This window comes from Natronorubrum sulfidifaciens JCM 14089, from assembly GCF_000337735.1.
In the GTDB taxonomy this organism is placed as follows: Archaea; Halobacteriota; Halobacteria; order Halobacteriales; family Natrialbaceae; genus Natronorubrum; species Natronorubrum sulfidifaciens.
Genome location: NZ_AOHX01000026.1, coordinates 378,828 through 396,717, shown reverse-complemented (window position 1 = coordinate 396,717; position 17,890 = coordinate 378,828). Strand labels below are relative to the sequence as shown.

At 63.5% G+C, this 17,890-nt stretch carries 21 protein-coding genes; 11 read left to right on the top strand and 10 right to left on the bottom strand.

Translation table 11 applies throughout. From position 1 onward, the window contains the following. Nucleotides 1–131: 131 nt before the first annotated feature. A complete protein-coding gene (locus tag C495_RS17575; protein WP_161605554.1) occupies nucleotides 132–299 on the top strand; it encodes a hypothetical protein in 168 nt (55 codons plus the stop codon). Nucleotide 300: 1 nt separating this feature from the next. Here the strand turns inward: C495_RS17575 and gatD are convergent, their stop codons facing one another. Together gatD and C495_RS05120 are read right to left on the bottom strand one after the other, a co-directional pair. Then, nucleotides 301–1,551 carry a Glu-tRNA(Gln) amidotransferase subunit GatD gene (gene gatD / locus C495_RS05125; protein WP_008160646.1) on the bottom strand — a complete coding sequence of 417 codons (1,251 nt, stop codon included), beginning with the start codon at nucleotides 1,549–1,551 and terminating at the stop codon, nucleotides 301–303. Nucleotides 1,552–1,636: 85 nt separating this feature from the next. Then, entirely contained in the window at nucleotides 1,637–1,834 is a 198-nt protein-coding gene (locus C495_RS05120; protein ID WP_008160644.1) for a hypothetical protein, read from the bottom strand. 116 nt (nucleotides 1,835–1,950) lie between these two features. On the opposite strand from C495_RS05120, the gene C495_RS05115 reads away from it, so the two are divergent. Next, entirely contained in the window at nucleotides 1,951–2,514 is a 564-nt protein-coding gene (locus C495_RS05115; RefSeq protein WP_008160642.1) for a hypothetical protein, read from the top strand. A gap of 17 nt (nucleotides 2,515–2,531) precedes the next feature. Here C495_RS05115 and C495_RS05110 read toward each other — a convergent pair whose 3' ends face one another. Both C495_RS05110 and C495_RS05105 read right to left on the bottom strand, forming a co-directional pair. Then, the gene (locus C495_RS05110) at nucleotides 2,532–3,188 is read right to left on the bottom strand and encodes a metalloregulator ArsR/SmtB family transcription factor (RefSeq protein ID WP_008160641.1); all 657 of its coding nucleotides are present in this window, start codon (nucleotides 3,186–3,188) and stop codon (nucleotides 2,532–2,534) included. A gap of 165 nt (nucleotides 3,189–3,353) precedes the next feature. After that, nucleotides 3,354–4,181, bottom strand: coding sequence for a hypothetical protein (locus C495_RS05105; protein ID WP_193788004.1), 828 nt, complete (start codon nucleotides 4,179–4,181; stop codon nucleotides 3,354–3,356). A 346-nt stretch (nucleotides 4,182–4,527) separates the two neighbouring features. Between C495_RS05105 and C495_RS05100 the strand changes: the two genes are divergently transcribed. From C495_RS05100 to C495_RS05080, 5 genes are all read left to right on the top strand, one after another. Further along, nucleotides 4,528–4,905, top strand: a complete 378-nt coding sequence (locus C495_RS05100) for a DUF5802 family protein (RefSeq protein ID WP_008160636.1) — start codon at nucleotides 4,528–4,530, stop codon at nucleotides 4,903–4,905. A 29-nt stretch (nucleotides 4,906–4,934) separates the two neighbouring features. Further along, the gene (locus tag C495_RS05095; protein ID WP_008160635.1) at nucleotides 4,935–5,870 is read left to right on the top strand and encodes a Vms1/Ankzf1 family peptidyl-tRNA hydrolase; all 936 of its coding nucleotides are present in this window, start codon (nucleotides 4,935–4,937) and stop codon (nucleotides 5,868–5,870) included. Between the two features lie 84 nt (nucleotides 5,871–5,954). Further along, nucleotides 5,955–6,971 carry a DUF1611 domain-containing protein gene (locus C495_RS05090; RefSeq protein WP_008160633.1) on the top strand — a complete coding sequence of 339 codons (1,017 nt, stop codon included), beginning with the start codon at nucleotides 5,955–5,957 and terminating at the stop codon, nucleotides 6,969–6,971. Then, nucleotides 6,968–8,008 carry a dipeptide epimerase gene (locus C495_RS05085; RefSeq protein ID WP_008160631.1) on the top strand — a complete coding sequence of 347 codons (1,041 nt, stop codon included), beginning with the start codon at nucleotides 6,968–6,970 and terminating at the stop codon, nucleotides 8,006–8,008. Before C495_RS05090 ends, C495_RS05085 begins: the two co-directional genes overlap by 4 nt. Nucleotides 8,009–8,078: 70 nt before the next feature. Further along, nucleotides 8,079–8,930: a hypothetical protein gene (locus C495_RS05080; protein ID WP_008160629.1), complete on the top strand. Its 852-nt coding sequence runs from the start codon at nucleotides 8,079–8,081 to the stop codon at nucleotides 8,928–8,930. Between the two features lie 24 nt (nucleotides 8,931–8,954). On the opposite strand, the gene C495_RS05075 is transcribed toward C495_RS05080, so the two are convergent. Beyond that, entirely contained in the window at nucleotides 8,955–9,416 is a 462-nt protein-coding gene (locus tag C495_RS05075; RefSeq protein WP_008160628.1) for an ATP-binding protein, read from the bottom strand. A gap of 116 nt (nucleotides 9,417–9,532) precedes the next feature. On the opposite strand from C495_RS05075, the gene C495_RS05070 reads away from it, so the two are divergent. After that, entirely contained in the window at nucleotides 9,533–9,877 is a 345-nt protein-coding gene (locus tag C495_RS05070) for a cupin domain-containing protein (protein ID WP_008160626.1), read from the top strand. A 2-nt stretch (nucleotides 9,878–9,879) separates the two neighbouring features. On the opposite strand, the gene C495_RS05065 is transcribed toward C495_RS05070, so the two are convergent. Together C495_RS05065 and C495_RS05060 are read right to left on the bottom strand one after the other, a co-directional pair. Next, nucleotides 9,880–10,905: a hypothetical protein gene (locus C495_RS05065; RefSeq protein ID WP_008160624.1), complete on the bottom strand. Its 1,026-nt coding sequence runs from the start codon at nucleotides 10,903–10,905 to the stop codon at nucleotides 9,880–9,882. A gap of 130 nt (nucleotides 10,906–11,035) precedes the next feature. Then, nucleotides 11,036–11,845 (bottom strand): helix-turn-helix transcriptional regulator, encoded by an 810-nt coding sequence (locus C495_RS05060; RefSeq protein ID WP_008160623.1) that lies wholly within the window; start codon nucleotides 11,843–11,845, stop codon nucleotides 11,036–11,038. Nucleotides 11,846–12,089: 244 nt separating this feature from the next. Here C495_RS05060 and C495_RS05055 point away from each other — a divergent pair, with 244 nt between their 5' ends. Beyond that, a complete protein-coding gene (locus C495_RS05055) occupies nucleotides 12,090–13,079 on the top strand; it encodes a DMT family transporter (RefSeq protein WP_008160621.1) in 990 nt (329 codons plus the stop codon). A 133-nt stretch (nucleotides 13,080–13,212) separates the two neighbouring features. Continuing rightward, the gene (locus C495_RS05050) at nucleotides 13,213–13,803 is read left to right on the top strand and encodes a hypothetical protein (protein ID WP_008160619.1); all 591 of its coding nucleotides are present in this window, start codon (nucleotides 13,213–13,215) and stop codon (nucleotides 13,801–13,803) included. A gap of 225 nt (nucleotides 13,804–14,028) precedes the next feature. Here C495_RS05050 and C495_RS05045 read toward each other — a convergent pair whose 3' ends face one another. Further along, entirely contained in the window at nucleotides 14,029–15,336 is a 1,308-nt protein-coding gene (locus C495_RS05045) for a YihY/virulence factor BrkB family protein (protein WP_008160618.1), read from the bottom strand. A 91-nt stretch (nucleotides 15,337–15,427) separates the two neighbouring features. Beyond that, the gene (locus C495_RS05040; protein ID WP_008160616.1) at nucleotides 15,428–16,543 is read right to left on the bottom strand and encodes a tRNA (guanine(26)-N(2))-dimethyltransferase; all 1,116 of its coding nucleotides are present in this window, start codon (nucleotides 16,541–16,543) and stop codon (nucleotides 15,428–15,430) included. 98 nt (nucleotides 16,544–16,641) lie between these two features. On the opposite strand from C495_RS05040, the gene C495_RS05035 reads away from it, so the two are divergent. Beyond that, nucleotides 16,642–16,998 (top strand): hypothetical protein, encoded by a 357-nt coding sequence (locus C495_RS05035; protein WP_008160615.1) that lies wholly within the window; start codon nucleotides 16,642–16,644, stop codon nucleotides 16,996–16,998. Between the two features lie 23 nt (nucleotides 16,999–17,021). On the opposite strand, the gene C495_RS05030 is transcribed toward C495_RS05035, so the two are convergent. Beyond that, on the bottom strand, nucleotides 17,022–17,855 hold the full coding sequence (locus C495_RS05030; RefSeq protein WP_008160613.1) for a hypothetical protein: 834 nt from the start codon (nucleotides 17,853–17,855) through the stop codon (nucleotides 17,022–17,024). Between the last annotated feature and the right edge of the window lie 35 nt (nucleotides 17,856–17,890).

The window sequence follows — 17,890 nt, the reverse complement described above, 5'->3', positions numbered from 1 at the left end:
CACACGTCAAAGCACTTCGCAGAATCGACAACCGGTGTCAGGTCCGACTGGACGACTCTATTTGATACGAAAGTAACACATTCAGGTATATTTATCAAACCGTGCGACCTACAGCCATGATAGGGGCTAGCATGAAGTCGGAACTACACCGTTCGGATATCGAACAGGCACGAGAGGGTGTCAAAGAGTTCTTGGAGCGGCGTTGCTTTTCGACGGAGACCGAACGGGAGATCAAGGCAGCTCTCGAGACAGATCCGTTGAAAGCACTTGAAACGGCGCTGCAAGCCCGTAACAACTGAGTTATTCCCAGGGCACCGACCGCTGTTGAATCTCGCCAGCCAGCGACGTCCCCATCGCCTCTTCGACATCCACGCTGTGCTCGAGTGCCCACATCAGTTTGACTTTCGCCGTCCCCGGCAACGTATCGCCGGCTTCGACGACGCCCGCCTCGAGCAGGTCTCGGCCCGTATCGTAGACCCGGTCACAGACTCGGCCCTCGAGACACTGACTCGTCATGACGACCGTCGTGCCGTCGTCGATCAGTTCTTCGATCCGGGGGATGAGGTCGGTGTGGACGTGACCGAGGCCGGTGCCTTCGATGATCAGGCCTTCGCTTCCCTCGACGACGTCGAGGAAGGCGGGGTCCATCCCGGGCGTGAACTTGAGCAGTTCGACGTCGTCCTCGAGGGCCGTGGCTCGCTCGAGGTCGACTGCGCCGCGCTGCTGGTAGTCACGACGGAATGTGAGCTCCTCGGTCTCGTACTCGACTTCGCCGAGCGGCTCCGCGCCGACGGTCTCGAACGCATTTCGGCGGGAGGTGTGGTTCTTCCGGACGCGCGTGCCGCGATGGAGCGCACAGACGTCGTCGCTTTCGGTCGCGTGCATACAGACCAGCACCTCCGCGCAGTCGCTTTTGGCGGCTTCGACGGCCGAGACGGCGTTCATCACGTTGTCGGAGGACGGTCGGTCGGCCGAGCGTTGCGAGCCCGTGAAGACGATCGGCACGGGCGTCTCGAGCATAAACGAGAGCGCCGATGCGGAGTACTGCATCGTGTCGGTGCCGTGCATGACGACGACGCCGTCGGCCCCGGCTTCGATCTCCTCGGCGACGGCGTCGGCGAGGTCCTGCCAGAGCGGTGGCTCCATGTTTTCCGAGAGAATGTTCGCGACGACGCGCCCGCGGTAGTTGGCCCGGCCCGCCAGATCGGGCACGGCGCGCAGGACGTCCTCGGCGTCGAACTGTGCCGTCACCGCACCTGTGCGGTAGTCGACCGTCGACGCGATCGTGCCACCCGTCGAGATGAGCGAGATCGTCGGCAAGTCGTCGTCGAACTCGATTTCCGAGGCGCCGTCGTCGCCCGTCGCATCGGTGCCGTCGATCTCGTAGACGTCCTCCGCGAGCAGTTCGACGTCAGCCTCGGCGCGGTCGATACCGACGTTGTAGCCGCCCTCGAGTTTCACGACGAGGTGGTCATCGGTGCTCGAGGGGAGTAACACGCCTTCGTACGTGCGATCCGCGCGGTCGACGCGAACGCGATCGCCTGGATTCATGCGTGGGCGTTGCGTGGCGTCGGACTTGAAGGCACGCTTTCTGCGGCCAGCGTCTCGACTGCACAGGCACTGTCAGCGCCTCCCCTCAGCCGAACAGACTGAGCAGAACCAGTCCCAGCCCAGTCAGCAGAAGAATACCGGCGATCATCGCGGTCAACAACTCGAGTGAGGACTCGGCATCAGCAGGCAACTCGAGTCGCGGATAGAGGTGGCGAGCAGCAACCAACACCCCGATTCCGAGGGCGAGTGCGCTGACACCGAACGCGAGCAACTCGGCGCTCATCGAACAGTGGTACCGCTCCCGGCGTGAAAAAACGGAGCCCTCGTATCGGGGAGCGAAAACAGCGGTGTGCACCACGCAGGGAAAAACCCATGCTGTCCGCTACGCAATGGGCTCATATGAGCGACCGCTCGGACGAGGTGACCAAACCCCGCGACACCGATGACCTCCTCGAGGAAACGGATCGGCTCCTCTCGGATGCTGGCCTCGAGGCCGGTAGCGATGAGACATCGGCGTCAACGGACTCCGAGAGGGGTCACCGTCCGAACGAAACGCACGCGTCGACGGCAGCCGACGATAGCACGCGGCGTGTCGGCCTCCGGTCGTGGCTTGCGGCAGACTCTTATTTCTCACCGAAGGCGTTTCTCGCGTTCGTCCTCCTTCTTGGAACCGGGTTGCTCGCCGGCGGGACGACGATTCCGATCGCCGGACGGATCATCGGCATCCTCGGCGTCGCGTTTGCGATCGGCCTCTTGACGTCCAAACGGCGCTATCTCGAGCTCACTGCCGCCGGAACGTCGGTCGGTGCGGTGTCTGCAGTGGCCAGTAACGCCTTTCTCGCCGCTGCGGGCTCGTTCCAGACCGTTGTCGCCGTTGGTGTCGCCGTCGGGCTCGTCGCCTCGCTCGTCGGCTACTACTTCGGCCGCGACCTGCGAACCGGGCTCACCCGTGAGATCGAGTGAGGCTGTCGTCCGTCGGGCTACTCCGTCGAGAGCTCCCAGCCACGTTCGGTCCGCTGGACGATCCCTTCGTCCGCCATCGACTCGAGGAGCCCAGCGACGACCTCGCGGGGTGCATCGACGTCTCGACTGAGTTCACTCACCGATTTCGGCTTCGTTCGGATGCTCGCCAGCACGTCGGCGTAGATTCGACTTTCGGGGCCGGTGCCGGCGGTTTCGGAGATCTGGTCGAGCACGTCACAGAGTCGACCTTGTACCCACCGCTGGGCCAGCGAGAGTTCGTTCTCGAGTTGTTCTAAGTCCTCGAGTGCGTGCAACAGGTCGTCGAGGTCGTCCATCTCGTCGGAAAAGACGTCGAGCGAGAGGTGTCTGCACGTCGTCATATCGAGGCTGCTGTTTGCAGGATAGGCGCTCTTGCTCGCAAACCCATACGGCGAGACGTTGACCTCGAGGCGAACGTGACGGGCGATATGGAAGTACTTGCGACGCTGGTCATCGACCCGGCTCTCGATCAGGCCGGCGTCCTCGAGTTTTCGGAGGTGTTCGATGACCGCTTTGGGACTCACGCCGAGGTAGTCGGATATTTCGGTGACATAACAGGGTTTGCGGGACAGTAACCGAAGGATTCGTCTCCGGTTTTCGTTCCCTAACAAATCCAGCAGTTCGGCGGAATCCATCACGAGAGGGTTGGGGGTCGGCGCTGAAAAGCGTGTCTGCTCGCTACTGGCGCTGCTGCCCGATTTACGGTCGGTATCGTCTCACACTGGCGACAGCGACCGGCGTCTCATACGGACTCGTCTCCAGCGTCCCCCGGCTCAGCCTGCGGATCGGGCCACAGACCGTCAGGGTTCGTTCGAATCTGGCTCGTCATCCGCGTCCGGGTCGTCATCCGCATCCAGATCGGCCCTCGAGTCCGATTCGGATGCAGGCTCCACGGTCGCCGTTGCGTTCGGTTCTGGGTCCGGATCGGTCGTCGGTGACGCCTTCTCGGCGCCGACGCCGGCGTTCGGCCCGGTCCCGGAAGTGTTCGTCTGCGGCCCGGCTTCGGCTCCCGTATCGGCGTTCGGTCCAGTCCCCGGCGACTCCGTCGGCGGTCCGGCATCGTCGGCCGGTCCGCCACCGGGTGCCCCGTTTCCGCCACCGAGTCCGCGAGCGATTTCGGCCACGTCGGGACCGCGAAGTTCCGACGCGTTTTCACGGAGGGTGGCGAGCCGGTCCTCGACGTCGGCCCCGTTGGCCCGTTTCTCGACGTGTCCGGCCGATCGCTCGAGGGAGTCGATCTCGACCGTCAGACGCGTCATTCGAGCCTGATACTCCCCACGGGAGAGGTCGTCTTCCCGTTCGCGAAGCTGGTCGCGTTCGGCCTCGAGGGCCTCGAGCCGTTGCTCTAAGGTGGTCGTTCGATCGTGAACGAGGTCCGTCCGGCTCTCGTTGTCCGCAGCGTCGTATTTCGCCTCGAACATCCCGTCTTCGACGGTGTTCTCAGTATCGGCTGCACTGGATTGCATGAACATCGAGACCGAGGTGGTGCTCTCGGACTCGGTGGTGTCAGTATCGGCAGTCGTCTCATCCGTTAACGCTCCAACGACGGCACCGCTTGCGATCGGAGCGACTGTGAGTCCGATCGTGGCGACCAACACGAGGAGCGCAACCGACCGAGTGGTGGTCATCACCATGTCCTATCCTCGAATATACTAAAAAGACGGACCTTCGTTCGAACCGTTCAATCCGTCTACGATCGTTGAAAACCGTTTGAGACGGACTGCTGTCCCTGTGTCCCGCCGATCGCCAGCACGGATCGGCGGTGGGCGAGACGTGACGACAGTAACCCGTCTGAAACGTTTCTCCCACAGCCCACGGTGGCGAGACTGTCGACCCCATGCCAACCTGATGTCGGTGGGTGACACTGATGGCCCCATCGTGTTCGGTCACAGACTGATCTTCTGCCCTGATAGTCCTCCGACTTAACTCTGTGCGAAAATAGTTATGTCTCGCCAACCCATGGTACTAACTACCATGTTCGAGGTGTTTTCCCGGAGCTACTATCTCGGACGACTCTACGTGACCCCCATAGACGGGAGTCACGCCCTCATGGATAGCGGACAACACGAACAGCTCAACGAAGCGCTCTACGCGAGCGGCGAGGGAATCGAGCGCCTCGACGCGCCACTGGTGATGAAACTCGAGTCCCAGCACTTCTCGGTCCACGGCGACGACGCCGTCCCGGCAAACACGCTTGCACTCCCCGAGTCGCTGCTCGAGGGCACCGACGTCCGAAACCCGCCCTCGCTTCGTGAGGTGTTGCTCGCCCGCCGTGAACGCGCCCAGCAGTTGCTCGCGTTCACCGGCGAGTGGTCGGCACCCGGAACCGAGCCGTCGGACGCCGGAACCTAGAAGTATTTTCGCTTCGCCTGTTCAGTCAGATGCTCGATGAGTTGCTCGGCCGCGCCTCGTTAAAAGCGCGCATCGACGAACTCGAGGAGGACAACGAGCGACTGCGAAAGCGCTACGAGGCCGAATCCGATCGCCGCGCGGAGGCCGCCACGGCCAGACAGGACGTCGAAGCGGAGGTGAACCGACTCGAGGACCGCATCGCCCAACTCGAGGGCGAACTCGAGCGAATCGGCGACGACGAAACGGGGCTCGAGGTTCGCCGCCGTGAACAGCTTCGCGGGAGTCGACTCGCCGAGGTGGTCGACCGACTCGCCTCGTTCCGAACGGGTCCCGAAGGCGCGTTGACGGCAGTCGTCGGCGACGACGGTCTCGTAGGACTTCGCGATGAGATCGCCGACGACCTCGAGGACGTCCTCGGCGAGCGAACCGCGCTCGTCGACGATGCCGCCCCCTGCGTGGTATGTGCCGACGACGCCGGCCTCATTAGCGTCACGCTCGAGCCACCAGTGAGTCTCGACGGAAACCACCGGGCCGGCTGGAGGGATCACTTCGCACTCGAGCGCGAGTGGGTCCTGCCGACCGGCCGCTACGCGCTCGCGCTCGTCCGGGCGGATCTGTTCGCGCTCGGAATCTACGACGGCGACGAGCGCGTCGACTACCGCGGGTTCGAAAGCGATGTCAAAGGCAGCCACTCGAAAGGCGGCTTCTCGCAGGCTCGGTTCGAACGCATCCGCGACGACCAGATCGATGACCACCTCGAGCGCTGTGTGGACGGCCTCGAGCACGTCCCCGACGACATCGAGCGCCTATTTATTGTCGGCCAGCGCGGCGTCGTCGACACGCTCGTCGATGACGCCGGCCTCGAGCCAGCCGGGACGGCCGCCGTCGACGCGACCGGCGACCCGAAACCGGCACTCGAGGACGCCCATCGGTCGTTCTGGACGACGGAACTACAGGTGCTTTGAGCTGACCACGCCGCTGGCTGGCATTCTCATGCGCTCATCGGGTCCAGTATTTACGGTTAAATAGGCCGTCGACAATGCTCGAGTATGCGCGTCGCAATTCTCGCACACGAGAAGTTCCCCGACCGGGCCAAAACCGCACTGGGCGTCCTCCGATATGCCGACTACGACGCCGTCGCCGTCCTCGACCGCGAGACGGCAGGCCAGCGCGTCAACGACTTCGTCCCCGACGTTCAGGACGCACCGATCTACGAATCGATGGCCGACCTCGAGACTGACGAGGTCGACGCCCTGCTGATCGGTATCGCCCCGATTGGGGGCGGCTTCGAGGAGAGCTGGCGGGCGGACGTCCGCACGGCCCTCGAGAACGGCTGTGACGTTATCTCCGGACTGCACTACTTCCTCGCCGATGACGAGGAGTTCGCTGAACTCGCCGCCGAGAACGACTGTGAGCTTCGAGACGTGCGAAAACCGAGCGACGACCTGACGGTCAGTCAGGGGATCGCCGACGAGGTCGACGCCGAGGTTATCCTCACCGTCGGTACCGACTGCTCGGTCGGCAAGATGACCGTCTCGATGGAACTCGCCCGCGATGCCCGCGAGGCCGGCTACGACGCCGCCGTGATCCCAACCGGCCAGACGGGGATCATGATCGAAGGCTGGGGGAACCCGATCGACCGGGTCGTCAGCGACTTCACTGCAGGTGCCGTCGAGGAGATGATCCTCGAGAAAGGCGACGAGCACGACTACCTCTTCGTCGAAGGGCAGGGCAGCATCGTCCATCCCGCCTACTCAGCCGTGACCTGTGGCATCCTCCACGGCTCGATGGCGGACAAACTCGTGCTCTGTCACGACGCCGGCCGCGAGGCGATCCACGGCTACGAGTCGTTCCCCCTTCCCGATCTCTCGACGTATATCGACCTCTACGAGAACCTCGCTGCGCCTGTCGCCGACAGCGACGTCGTCGCCGGCGCGCTCAACACGTCAAGCCTCGAGGACGACGCGGCTCGCGAGGCGGTCGACGCGTACGTCGACGCGATCGACGTCCCCGCGACGGACGTCGTTCGGTTCGACAGCGAGACGGTCCTCGACGCGCTGCTATGAGCCTCGAGACGACGTTCGAACGGCGCTCGCTCCCCCTCGAGTACCCGTTCACGATCGCACGCGGAACCGAGACCGAATCCGAGGTCGTCACGGTCCACGTCGAAGACGAGGACGGACGGGTCGGTATCGGCGGCGCAGGGCCGTCTCCGCATTACGGCGAGACCGTCGCCACCGTCGAGGCCGTCCTGCCGGACTTACTCGCCGTCGTCGAGGAAATCGACGACCCGCACAACCTCGCGCGGATCGAACGCCGCATGCGCGAGACGGTCGAGCGCAACCCCGCCGCCCGAACCGCGGTCAGCATCGCCTGTCACGATCTCGCGGCGAAGCGCCTCGACGTTCCGCTCTATCAGTACTGGGGACTCGACCCTGCCGACACGCTCGAGACCTCATACACCATCGGGATCGACGACACGGAGTCGATGCGCGAGAAGACTGAGACGGCACTCGAGCGCGGCTACGGCCGCCTGAAGGTCAAACTCGGCACGGATCGAGATATCGAGATCATCCGGACGATCCGGTCGGTTGCCCCCGACGTCGACCTCTTCGTCGACGCCAACGAGGCCTGGACGCCGCGTGAGGCAGTCAGGAAGATCGAGCGGCTGACCGAGTTCGACCTCGAGTTCGTCGAACAGCCCGTGCCCGCCGAGAACCGCGAGGGCCTGCGGTTCGTCTACGAACGCTCGGCGCTGCCGATCGCCGCCGACGAATCTTGTGTGACACTCGAGGATATCCCACAGATCGCCGATCGCTGTGACATCGCGAACCTGAAACTGATGAAGTGTGGCGGCCTTCGGGAGGCCAAACGGATGATCCACACCGCTCGCGCCCACGGCCTCGAGGTTATGTGTGGCTGTATGACCGAGTCCAACGCCTCGATCGCGGCGGCGGCCCACCTCGCGCCGCTGCTCGACTACGCCGACCTCGACGGCTCGCTGTTGCTCGCCGACGACCCCTACGACGGCGTGTCGATGCCCGACGGTCGGATCGACCTCGTGGCTCTCGAGCGACCGGGAACCGGTGCGGCTCTCGAGTAGTCACGGATCTGGACAGTCAGCATTTTCACCAGCAGGGGTTTATCCGGAGCGTCGGTGTGGAGATTCTGGTATGGACGACAGTGACGGCTATCGGTCTGTTTCCCGTCGAACGCTGCTACGGGCGTCGGCCGGGATAGCGACCGTTTCGGTAGTTGGCGCGGGGCAGGCGAGTGCAACGGAGCGCGTCTCGATCGACGGCTTTGGTGGTGCGTGTCCCGACGCGACCCTCGAGCCGAGCATGGGCCACTGCGTGGATGGCGGGATGGACGGCTGTGCGGACGACCACCCGGCGACGGTCGAACTGCAAGCCGCCGTACAGGAGACGCTCGAGGAGCGGTATCCGGACGTCGGCTCCCTGATCGAGGCGGGCTTCAAGCCCTATTTCGATACGCTCGATTGGGATGCCGACGGCTGGTCACACTGGATCAACCCGGAGTACGTCGGCGACGACGCGGTTCTCGACCCCGAACGGCCGGAATCGGTGCTCGTCGACAACGAAACGTGGCGCTCGATCGGCGTCATGTTCATCGCGACACGGGACGGCGAGCCGATCGAGCCGCCGGCAGTCTACGATGACGACGGGGACCGCTGCTCGCCATGGCACTATCACGCGGGCCTGCCCGGCCGATTCGCGTGGTGGTACTACCGACAGGCCTACGAGCGCGATTTCGAGACCGGCGACGTCTCACTGCCCTGTCGCACCCCCTGTATGTTGCACGTCTGGACGGTCGACCATCCCGAGGGCGTCTACGCCCACGACGGCCCGCCGCGGGAGTACCGCGATGGGGAACCGGCCGACGACCCCGGCTTCGAGACCGACGCCGAACCCGGCACTGACGAACTCGACTGGGATACCCTCCCGGAGAACCTCGTTCCCGAACAGCGCCCGGACGAGCTTGCAGCGCTGGTGCCCGGACTGTAGCGACTCAGCGCTGGTGCCCGAGTCTCACGCGTCGTCCGCGAGCCAGCCCCACGCCTCGAGGGCATCCTCGATCCGATCGACGGCCGTCTCGACGGCGCAGTCGTCGGTATCGATCTCGAGAGCAGCGTCGGGTTCGGCGAACTCCCGGTAGACGACGTGGACACCCTGCTCGTTGATTGGGGCGGCGCGGGTCCGGTTGCGCTCGAGGCAGGTCTCGAGGCTCGCCGTGACGTGGACGAATCGGACGTCCTCGAGGGTTCGAAACTGAGTTTGCCAGTGGCGCTTGTAGAACGTGCCGTCGACGATAGTGAGTTCGTCCGTGGGGTCGGCGCGAGCCCGGTTGGACAACTGCTCGTAGGTTCGACTCGAGAACGCATCGGAGTGATGGAGGGAGACGGCCTCACCGCGGGCCGCGAGTCGGTCGGCGAGCGCTGTCGCAATCGTGGTCTTCCCAGCGCCCGGCGGCCCACAGATGACGAGGATCACACGGCAGTCACGGCTGTCGGGAGGGGCTCGTGACACAACAGTCGTCGGATTCGGGTTCGCGACGGCGGACTTCCGGTACCCGTACCGATTTCCACGGTGCGGTCGAACGACACTGCATGGGCTACGATACTGCATCCAAGACCGACCCGGAATCAGTCGTCCCCGACGAATGGGGCGGTATGTGGTTTCTCAAAGACGAGCTCGGGACCGACCACCTCGGCGTCTCGATCCTCGAACTCGAGCCCGGCGGGAAGGGCAAAGCACACGACGAGACCGAGAGCGGACAGGAGGAAATCTACTACGTGGTCGCCGGGACGGCGGAGATCGAGTTACGCGACGGCGACGAGACGGTGGTGCTCGAAGAAGACGATCTGATTCGACTCGATCCCGACGAATCACGGCAGATCTTCAACCGTGGCGACGAGCGCGCAAAGCTCGTGTTGATCGGCGCGCCACGGTAGGCTCAGCCGAGGTCCTCGTCTCGTTCTGACTCGCGAAGAATAAACGGCCCCATCGCGAGGGTCCGCTGGGCGACCGTTGCGATTCGGAGGATGTACGTGATGAAGACGATGAACGGCGAGATTCCAACCACGAAGCCGGCGCTGGTTACCCAGACGAGATTGTCGATCCCGAACGTCGTTCCGAGCAGGGCGTTGCCGTCGACGTACATGATCATCACCCCCATCACGGTCAGCGCGGGCACCGAGATATAGAGTAGCGCCCGCGAGAGGTTGATCAGCTCCCACTGGAAATACAGCGTCTTGAAATGCTCTCGAGCCGGCCCGAACAGCTGTAACGCATCGATCAGCTGATCAATCTGCTCGGTTGCCTCCTCCGACAGTGAGTCTTCGTGATTCGCCCGGATCTTGCGGGCATCGTAGATCTTTCGCGAATAGTTGAAGTTGAGCGCGTTCCAGATCACTTCGAACGTGCCGAACTGGGCGTCCTCGAGGTCGGTTGTGACGCTCTCGGCGTTCCCAGTGACGTCCTCGACGTAGTTCGCGACCGCCGCCTGAAGGTTGTCGTCCCGTTCGTCTTCCATGACGGCCTCGAATTCAGTTGCAAGCTCGTGGATACCGTCGACGAGTTCATAGAGAAAGGCTGCGGGCTCGGGTGGGCTCGTAGCGCTGCCGATGATCTCCTCGACATCTCGTTGAAAGGCCATCGACTCTTGCATTCGTTCGCGCTGGTCGCCGACCGCGCCGAGTTCCTGTGAGAGCACCAGTTGGCTGATCGTGACGACGATCGAGGTCCCGGTGATGATCGCCCCGATAAACGACGAGAAAAAGAAGCCGACACTTCCCTGTGTGTCGACAATGACACGCAGCGGTGTGACACCGAGTACACTGAACGCGACGAGGACGACGTAGACGACTGCCAGTATCGCACCCGTGAACACCCACCGATTCAGCCGGAGCAAGAGCCACAGTCGAGTGCCACCGAGTCTGTCCTGACTGGCCGGCTCGCCGCTCGTATCCTCATCGTTCATCGACTGTCATAGCGGACAACGCCGAGGGGTAAAATACCTGAGCCGGGAACCGACGGTCCCGCTACCGACCGTCGACACCGTGCTCGACGCCAGCCCCCGGCCACAACGCGCGACCGATCATCGCGCTGTATCACCGATCGCGGTCGCAAAACGCGTCATCCTCGAGCGACAGGGGCGTCGCGTCAGCCCAGTAGTCGTCGATCGTCGTCTGCGCCCACGCGCGAACCGTTTCGTCGTCGGTATCGATCGACGCACGCAGGACGCCGTCGTCGTCTCGCAGGAGGAGGTAGACGACGTCGTCGAGGAGCATAACCGCGAGCGGGACGTCGCCGTCCTGTACGCGTATCGAGGCGGCATCCGTCTCGAGCAGCGTCTCGAGGCGACCGCGAAGCTCTGGATCGGCCGCGAGCGCCTCGATCGCACGCCGGGAGAACACCCCGTTGAACGTCTGTGCACCCGTTGTGGTGCGTTCCTGAACGACCGTTATCGTCTGTTCGTTGAACGCGTGAGAAAGCGTCTGCACGTCCGTGGCGTCCTCGAGCAACCCGAGTAGCCGAGATAACGGCGCGTTCGGTCGGGTCTGGCTCGGCGTCGTGATCGTCGCATCGGCCAGTCGTTTCAAGTCGAACGCCATTGCGTCGGCGGGCAGATAATCGACGACATCGCGAAGCCGTCGTTCGGTCCCGATGATCTCTTGGAGTTCGGTAAATCCCGACGCGACGAGTGTTCCCGTTGCAGTCGCCGAGTACTCGCTGCCCGTCCGACGAATCCACGACCGCTCCTGAAAATCACCGAGGATGCGGCCGAGCGTCGCCTGCGAGGCACCCGTCTCGCTGGCCAGTTCGTTGCGCGTGTGTGCTCGCTCGGCGAGCAACCGAAGGACGTCGACGCGGTTCGCCGAGAGCGCGAGGAACTCGATCTCCTCGAGTTCGGATTCCATACGGGTACTGGTCACTGTCGCACTATAGTGCTTTCGCACCCTGAAATAGTTTCATGGTGTGTAAGCATCCGACGCCGGTCAACTCTTGCTCGGGTACGGAGGCGTTTCTCGCCGCAACATATTTTCTGAACGAAACTATACCCCTGGCGCTCATATGTATTTCTAAGATGCAACTCGCCACCTCCATGCTGATCGGTCACCGATCAGCAAAATTGTTGTACGAACACCGAACAGAGGTGAGTCCGTGATCGATCGCCGCGCGCTCGGCTTTTTCCTCCTTTCGAGTCTGTTCTTCGGCGGAACGTTCGTCGCCGCGAAGGCTGGCCTCGAGTACTTCCCACCGCTTTTGTTCGTCGCACTGCGGTTTGACATCGCAGCACTCGTCATGCTGGGGTACGTCGCCGTAACCGCCTCGCGTGAAGAACTGCGACCCAAGACGCGAGACGACGTCGTCGGGATTCTCGCGACCGGCGTCCTCGTGATCGGGCTGGCAAACGCGCTCATCTTCGTCGGCCAACAGTACGCGACCAGCGCGGTCGGCGCAATCGTCTTCAGCCTCAACCCCATCCTGACGCCGGTGTTTGCAGCCGTGCTCCTCTCCGACGAGCGCCTCTCGCCTCGCGGCGCGGTCGGACTGGTCCTCGGCCTGCTCGGCGTCGCACTCGTGGTCAGCCCCGATCCCGCAAATCTGCTTGGTGGTGACGCCATCGGCCGTGTGATTCTGTTTGCCGGCGCGGTCAGTGCAGCACTCGGGGCCGTCCTCATTCGCCGGGCCGGGTCGAGCGCCACGCTCTCGAGCACGGCCCGGATCGCGTGGGGACTGCCGATCGCCGCAGCCCTCTCACACGGCTTTGCGCTGTCAGCCGGTGAGTCGATGAGCGCGATCACGTGGTCCTCGAGTGCCCTCGTTGCCCTCGCGTACGTCAGTCTCGTCGCCGGCGTCCTCGCCTACATCGCCTACTTCGGGCTGCTCGAGTCGACGGGCGCGATTCAGGCGAATCTGGTCTTCTATCTCGTTCCCGTCGTCGCGACGCTTGGTGGGTGGGCGCTGCTGGGAGAGGCCATCGCACCGCTTGCCCTCGTCGGGTTCTTGCTGATCTTCACTGGCTTTGCCGTGCTGGGCAGCGAGTCCGTCGACATTCGAACGTGGCTCCCTGAGACGGTCGTCGAGACGCCGGTCGCTGAGGAGCGAACGACGGTCACCGAAGAGCCGCGTGGCTTCCGGTCCGACTGAGACTCGAGTCGACCGATTTTGCCCTGCAAGACAGTACAGCCGTTCCCGTGTTCGGGCGCTCCGCGACGAGGAATCGGCGTCACACGCAAATCAGAGGGTTTAGGGGCTTGCCTTGTGAACTGGTGAAATTAGTATGTGTGCGAATTTCACCGAAGACGACATCGGAAAACCCGTCGAACGTACCGACGGAAAGGTGATCGGTACCGTTCAGTCAGTCGACACGGCGACGGCCCACGTCGAGCCGACGCCGGACGTCGTTGACCTCCTCAAGGTCCGCTTCAGCGGGGCTGAGATCGGCGGCCCGTTCATTCTCCACGAACCGGACGTCCGCGACATCTCCGAGACACGCGTTCACCTCGCAGATGGGTTCTCGAAGGCGAACGCACCGACTCCAGCCGGCGAACCGACGGCACAGCCGGACGCCGAAAGCGAACCAGCAGGTGCAAGCGGGTCCGCGGGAGCACAGCGTGCCGATGCGGACGCTGACGCCGGCGGCATCGGTCCGTTCAACACCCCGTTCCAGATCGGCTCCGCCGTCGTCGCGGGGCTGAGCTTCCTCATCGCAGTGGTCTTTCTCTGGACAGGATATCAGGAGTCGGAACTGCTTCTCGTCGGGCCGGAACTGGACATCATCTCCGGCACGGCAGGACTCATGTTAGCCGCGTTCGTTGGCACCGTTGCGCTCATCGCGGCCGTATACATGGAACCGGGCTTCGATCACTGAGCTTGTCGTCCAGTCTGTTTTAGGCGCCGATTGCATTCGAGCAGGCAGTTGTTTCACGGTATCCGACGGGTTTCGACCTCGAGTCGGTACACTGCTGGCCGGGAAAGCCGACGCCGACGCGCGAGTGTCCTCGGTCGGCTGCCGGGTCGAAAACTCAGTTGGGTTTGTGACGTAACAGTTCAGATTACACGCGACCCTGATTTCGCGCTCGAGCGAGGCGTCGACCTAGGAGCGACGTTCGCCGATGAGATCGCGGACGCGACCGGGGACATCGAGCAGGGAGACGCCGAACTCGAACAGCACCATCAGGGCGTAGACGCCGAGTGTCGACGTCCAGACGACGAACATCGCAAGGATCGCCCAGCCACCCGAGAGGAAATAAAACGCCGCGATGGACATCGCGGTGCCGTACAACAAGACGAGATACGGTCCCCAGTCGCGGGCGTGGCCGTGACGAACTCGGCGACGGACGTAGCGTTTGAGCTCGCTCTGGAGCGACTCTTTCTTGACAGTCCGGCGCTCGACGTTGTCTTCGAACGACTCGACGCGGTCGCGCAGCCGCTCGATCTCCTCGCGGAGTGCTTCGGGATCGTCGGATCGGTCCCGCGTTCGGGCGCTTACGCGGGCGCTCGTCCCGGTTTCCGCACCCGTTGCTGCGTGGTCCTCCGTCGCCCCCTCGTCGTCACCCGTGGCGTCGTCGGTCATCGCTTCTGTTGGGACCTGTCGAGCGCCGGGACTTTGTAGCTGCCGATCCATGTCACGGTTGGCAAGGACTGCGTTGAGGATCGCCCCGAAGACGAGGATCATCGCGCCGACGTAGAGCCAGATGAGGACCAGAAAGACAGCACCGAGTGCGCCATAGACGGCGTACTCGGTCGCAAACGCTGCATACAGCGAGAACGTACGACTCAGCACGAACCAGCCGATCGCGGCCACGACCGTCCCGGGAAGCGCCTCACGGATGCCGGTACCTGAATTCGGGAAAATGACGTACAGCGGCAGGAACGTTACGACGAGCCCGACCACGACGAACATCGGCCCGAGAACGCTGACGCCGACGAACGGCACGAACCTGATTATCACCTCGAGGACGGCGACGAGGGTCAGCCCGAACCCGATGACGACGAAGACGATCATCGCGTCCCAAATCGTGTCGAACAGCGATTTTGAGCCGGCAGTGCCGTACACTTCCGAGAACGCCCGATCGAGTCCGCGGAGCACCCGGCTTGCCGCCCACAACAGGCCGAGTGCCCCGAACACGGTCGCACTCTGTCGTCCAGTGTCATCGAGGACCGTCTCGGTGAGCAACTCCTGTGCCGATGGCGTGAGCACGTCGCTGGCGGCATCGGTCAGTTGCTCCGCAAGCGCCTCCCCACCGATCGAGGCGGTGATCCCCAGCCCGAGGAGAGCCAGCGGAACGAGCGAGATGAACCCATAGAAGGCGACGCCGGCCGCCAACAGCGTCAGCTGCTCGTCGCGTGCGAGGATGATAACGTCACGCACGACCTCGAGACCCTGTCTGTAGTCGAGCACGTTCGTCCATATCGACGGCCGGGACAATATGCGGTCGTGTCGGAATCGTTATCTGAAACTGTTGAGCAGACGCAGGAGAGAAAGCGGAGAGTTAGACGAGGTTGTCTTCAGTCGCCGCACGGATCTCGCCGACGCTGGCGTCGGTTTTGAACGTCGTGCCGCCGTAGTGGGCTCTCGAGGCGTCGAAGCCAGACGCCTGCAGATCCGCGAGGAACTCGTCCATCGCGTTGGCCGGCAGCCCCCAGTTCTTACAGAGTTTGTGCTGGTCGTAGTGGGTCGGCTCCTCGAGTTCGGCCGCGAGTGTGTCACAGAGTTCGCGAGCTTCCGGTGCGGTCTCGAACGTGTAGGGGATTTCATCGCGGACCGCAGTGACGAACTCCGTATCCTGAATCGGCCCGAGCCAGACCGGGCCGGCGGTGAGCAGTCGGCTGCCATCGCAGTACGGACACGTCTCGAGTGGGTTGGCGATCATCCCGACGTCCGTCTCGCGGTGGAGACAGTCCTCGCAGTGGTAGATGTAACCCAGTTCGCCGATCGCCGCGTCCGCAGCGGTCGGTTTGTGCTCGAGTTCGAGATAGGTGCGGACGTAGTGGCTGGTCGCGTGGGTGAAGATCGGCTCGATACCGACGTCGAAACGGGCTCCGCTGCGGGCAAGCGCGGAGATGAGAATACGGATGCCCATCTCGGTGTGGTAGTCGGTGTTCTGCGGGACGGCAGCGTAGGATCTGACGCCGCTATTGAAATGAGCCCCACACATCGGCGCGGTGTCGGTCGCGGTGACACAGAGCAGGTCTCGGCAGTTCCCAATGGCCGCATCGGCGAACGGCATCGGCGTTCCATAGGGGTCGAGATCGATCACGTCGAACACGCCCTCGTGCATGAGGGCGTTGACGTTTCGGTGTTCGACCCGTGCCTCACAGTCGTTTCGCTCGAGGTTCGTTCGTGCGAGGTCGACGGCCTCCTCGTTGACGTCACAGCAGGTCACGTCCCAGCCGTCAGCGGCCGCCCGGACGCCACGGACGCCGCTTGCCGTCATCGCATCGAGATACGTCTCGGCGCGGTCCTCGCGCTCGCGATAGGCCCGCAACGTTGCGATCGTCAGATCCCGGTTCAGTTCCTGTCGCGGGTTATAAAATACCGACTCCTCGACGCCCTCGGTCTGTTCGCCGGGGACCTCGAGTTCGACCCCGCCCTCGGTGACGCGCATACACTCTCTCGTCGGTAGCGGGCGAAAAGCGGTGTGGTCTCGAGCGGCATCGTTCGCACAACCAAACCGATTTTACAGTCCGGGACACAGTTCCGGTCGTGCCGGAGGCCAACCCAGTCGAGCGATGGCAGGCGGACCTCGAGGAGACGGGTGAACTCACGCCCGAGATCGTCGGGCAAATCACACGTCTTCACGACGACCGTGGGGTGCGCGCGATCGAGGCCGTCAGCGAGAACCGAGTGAAGGCCTACCGCGATTTCACAATCGTCGTCGGCTACGACGACGAGTACATCGTCGAGGACGGCGGCTGTACCTGCAAGGACAGCGAGTACAATCTCGATCCCGACGATCCAACGGATCGGTGCTGGCACGCCCTCGCCGTGGCAATCGCCCGCCGGGTCGGTCACGTCGACTACCACGATATGTGGTACTCTGACGTTCGCGAACTGGTATAATCGGACAGGTCCGTGTTTCTGCGTTATGCGGTGAGCGCTCGTGTATCAGCCTCGCGAACGCGCCGAATAACGTCTCGGACGGTATCCGCATCGTCCGGATACGTGCCGTAGACGATGGTATCCGCGTGGGTCTCGAGTTGCTGTGTCAGCCCCACGAGTCGGTCGGGATCGACGCCGTCCGTCGCGAGCTGGATCGTGAGGGCCGCCTCGAGATCTTCGAGTTCGTGAGCGAAGCCACGCGCCAGCGACTCCACCCAGTAGGTCGTCCCGTAGCTGACGTCACAGAGGGGGACGACGAATCCGTCAACCAACGGGGCGAGCGCGCTGGGCTCGAGACCGGCGCGTTCGCGGAGATTGCCGGGATAGGGATCGGGGTAGAGCGTCGTAAGAAGATCACCCTCAACGCGATCCGCTGCGGCGGCGACGAAATCGGTGATGACGGCAGTTCGCCACGCGTTGTGGTCTTCGTGGTCGCTCGCGTCGAATCGTCGTTTACAGCGCTCGCAGTGACAGAACGACGCCCCGGGGAATCCAGGTGTCGTGAGCCGAACGTCGCCGACGGCACCGACTCGCTCGAGTCGGTCGAGTAACCCGGCGCGGTAGTCGGGATCGGTCGGACAGACGGTGCCCCAGTGATGGCCGTCGGCGTCGGGTGTCGCACGCGTCCCCTCGGCCGTCACGGCGGCGCGCTCCGGTTCGTTGCGGACGGTTGCCGTGTCGCCCCAGCAGGCGACGGAGTTGACCGCCCCCGAAAGCGGCTCACGGCGCGTTCCATCGACGGACTCGGCGAAGAAGTGCGTAACATCACCGAAGTCGGCTCGAGCGAGGTCTCGGTCTGCAGTGAGGATGCCGTACATAGCCAAACGATCAACGACTGGTATGATAAATGGTG

Excerpts from the sequence above, each read along its gene's own strand:
- C495_RS17575 (WP_161605554.1), top strand. The coding sequence starts at position 132 with ATGAAGTCGGAACTACACCGTTCGGATATCGAACAGGCACGAGAGGGT.
- gatD (WP_008160646.1), bottom strand. The coding sequence starts at position 1,551 with ATGAATCCAGGCGATCGCGTTCGCGTCGACCGCGCGGATCGCACGTAC.
- C495_RS05120 (WP_008160644.1), bottom strand. The coding sequence starts at position 1,834 with ATGAGCGCCGAGTTGCTCGCGTTCGGTGTCAGCGCACTCGCCCTCGGA.
- C495_RS05115 (WP_008160642.1), top strand. The coding sequence starts at position 1,951 with ATGAGCGACCGCTCGGACGAGGTGACCAAACCCCGCGACACCGATGAC.
- C495_RS05110 (WP_008160641.1), bottom strand. The coding sequence starts at position 3,188 with ATGGATTCCGCCGAACTGCTGGATTTGTTAGGGAACGAAAACCGGAGA.
- C495_RS05105 (WP_193788004.1), bottom strand. The coding sequence starts at position 4,181 with ATGACCACCACTCGGTCGGTTGCGCTCCTCGTGTTGGTCGCCACGATC.
- C495_RS05100 (WP_008160636.1), top strand. The coding sequence starts at position 4,528 with ATGTTCGAGGTGTTTTCCCGGAGCTACTATCTCGGACGACTCTACGTG.
- C495_RS05095 (WP_008160635.1), top strand. The coding sequence starts at position 4,935 with ATGCTCGATGAGTTGCTCGGCCGCGCCTCGTTAAAAGCGCGCATCGAC.
- C495_RS05090 (WP_008160633.1), top strand. The coding sequence starts at position 5,955 with ATGCGCGTCGCAATTCTCGCACACGAGAAGTTCCCCGACCGGGCCAAA.
- C495_RS05085 (WP_008160631.1), top strand. The coding sequence starts at position 6,968 with ATGAGCCTCGAGACGACGTTCGAACGGCGCTCGCTCCCCCTCGAGTAC.
- C495_RS05080 (WP_008160629.1), top strand. The coding sequence starts at position 8,079 with ATGGACGACAGTGACGGCTATCGGTCTGTTTCCCGTCGAACGCTGCTA.
- C495_RS05070 (WP_008160626.1), top strand. The coding sequence starts at position 9,533 with ATGGGCTACGATACTGCATCCAAGACCGACCCGGAATCAGTCGTCCCC.
- C495_RS05065 (WP_008160624.1), bottom strand. The coding sequence starts at position 10,905 with ATGAACGATGAGGATACGAGCGGCGAGCCGGCCAGTCAGGACAGACTC.
- C495_RS05060 (WP_008160623.1), bottom strand. The coding sequence starts at position 11,845 with ATGGAATCCGAACTCGAGGAGATCGAGTTCCTCGCGCTCTCGGCGAAC.
- C495_RS05050 (WP_008160619.1), top strand. The coding sequence starts at position 13,213 with ATGTGTGCGAATTTCACCGAAGACGACATCGGAAAACCCGTCGAACGT.
- C495_RS05040 (WP_008160616.1), bottom strand. The coding sequence starts at position 16,543 with ATGCGCGTCACCGAGGGCGGGGTCGAACTCGAGGTCCCCGGCGAACAG.
- C495_RS05030 (WP_008160613.1), bottom strand. The coding sequence starts at position 17,855 with ATGTACGGCATCCTCACTGCAGACCGAGACCTCGCTCGAGCCGACTTC.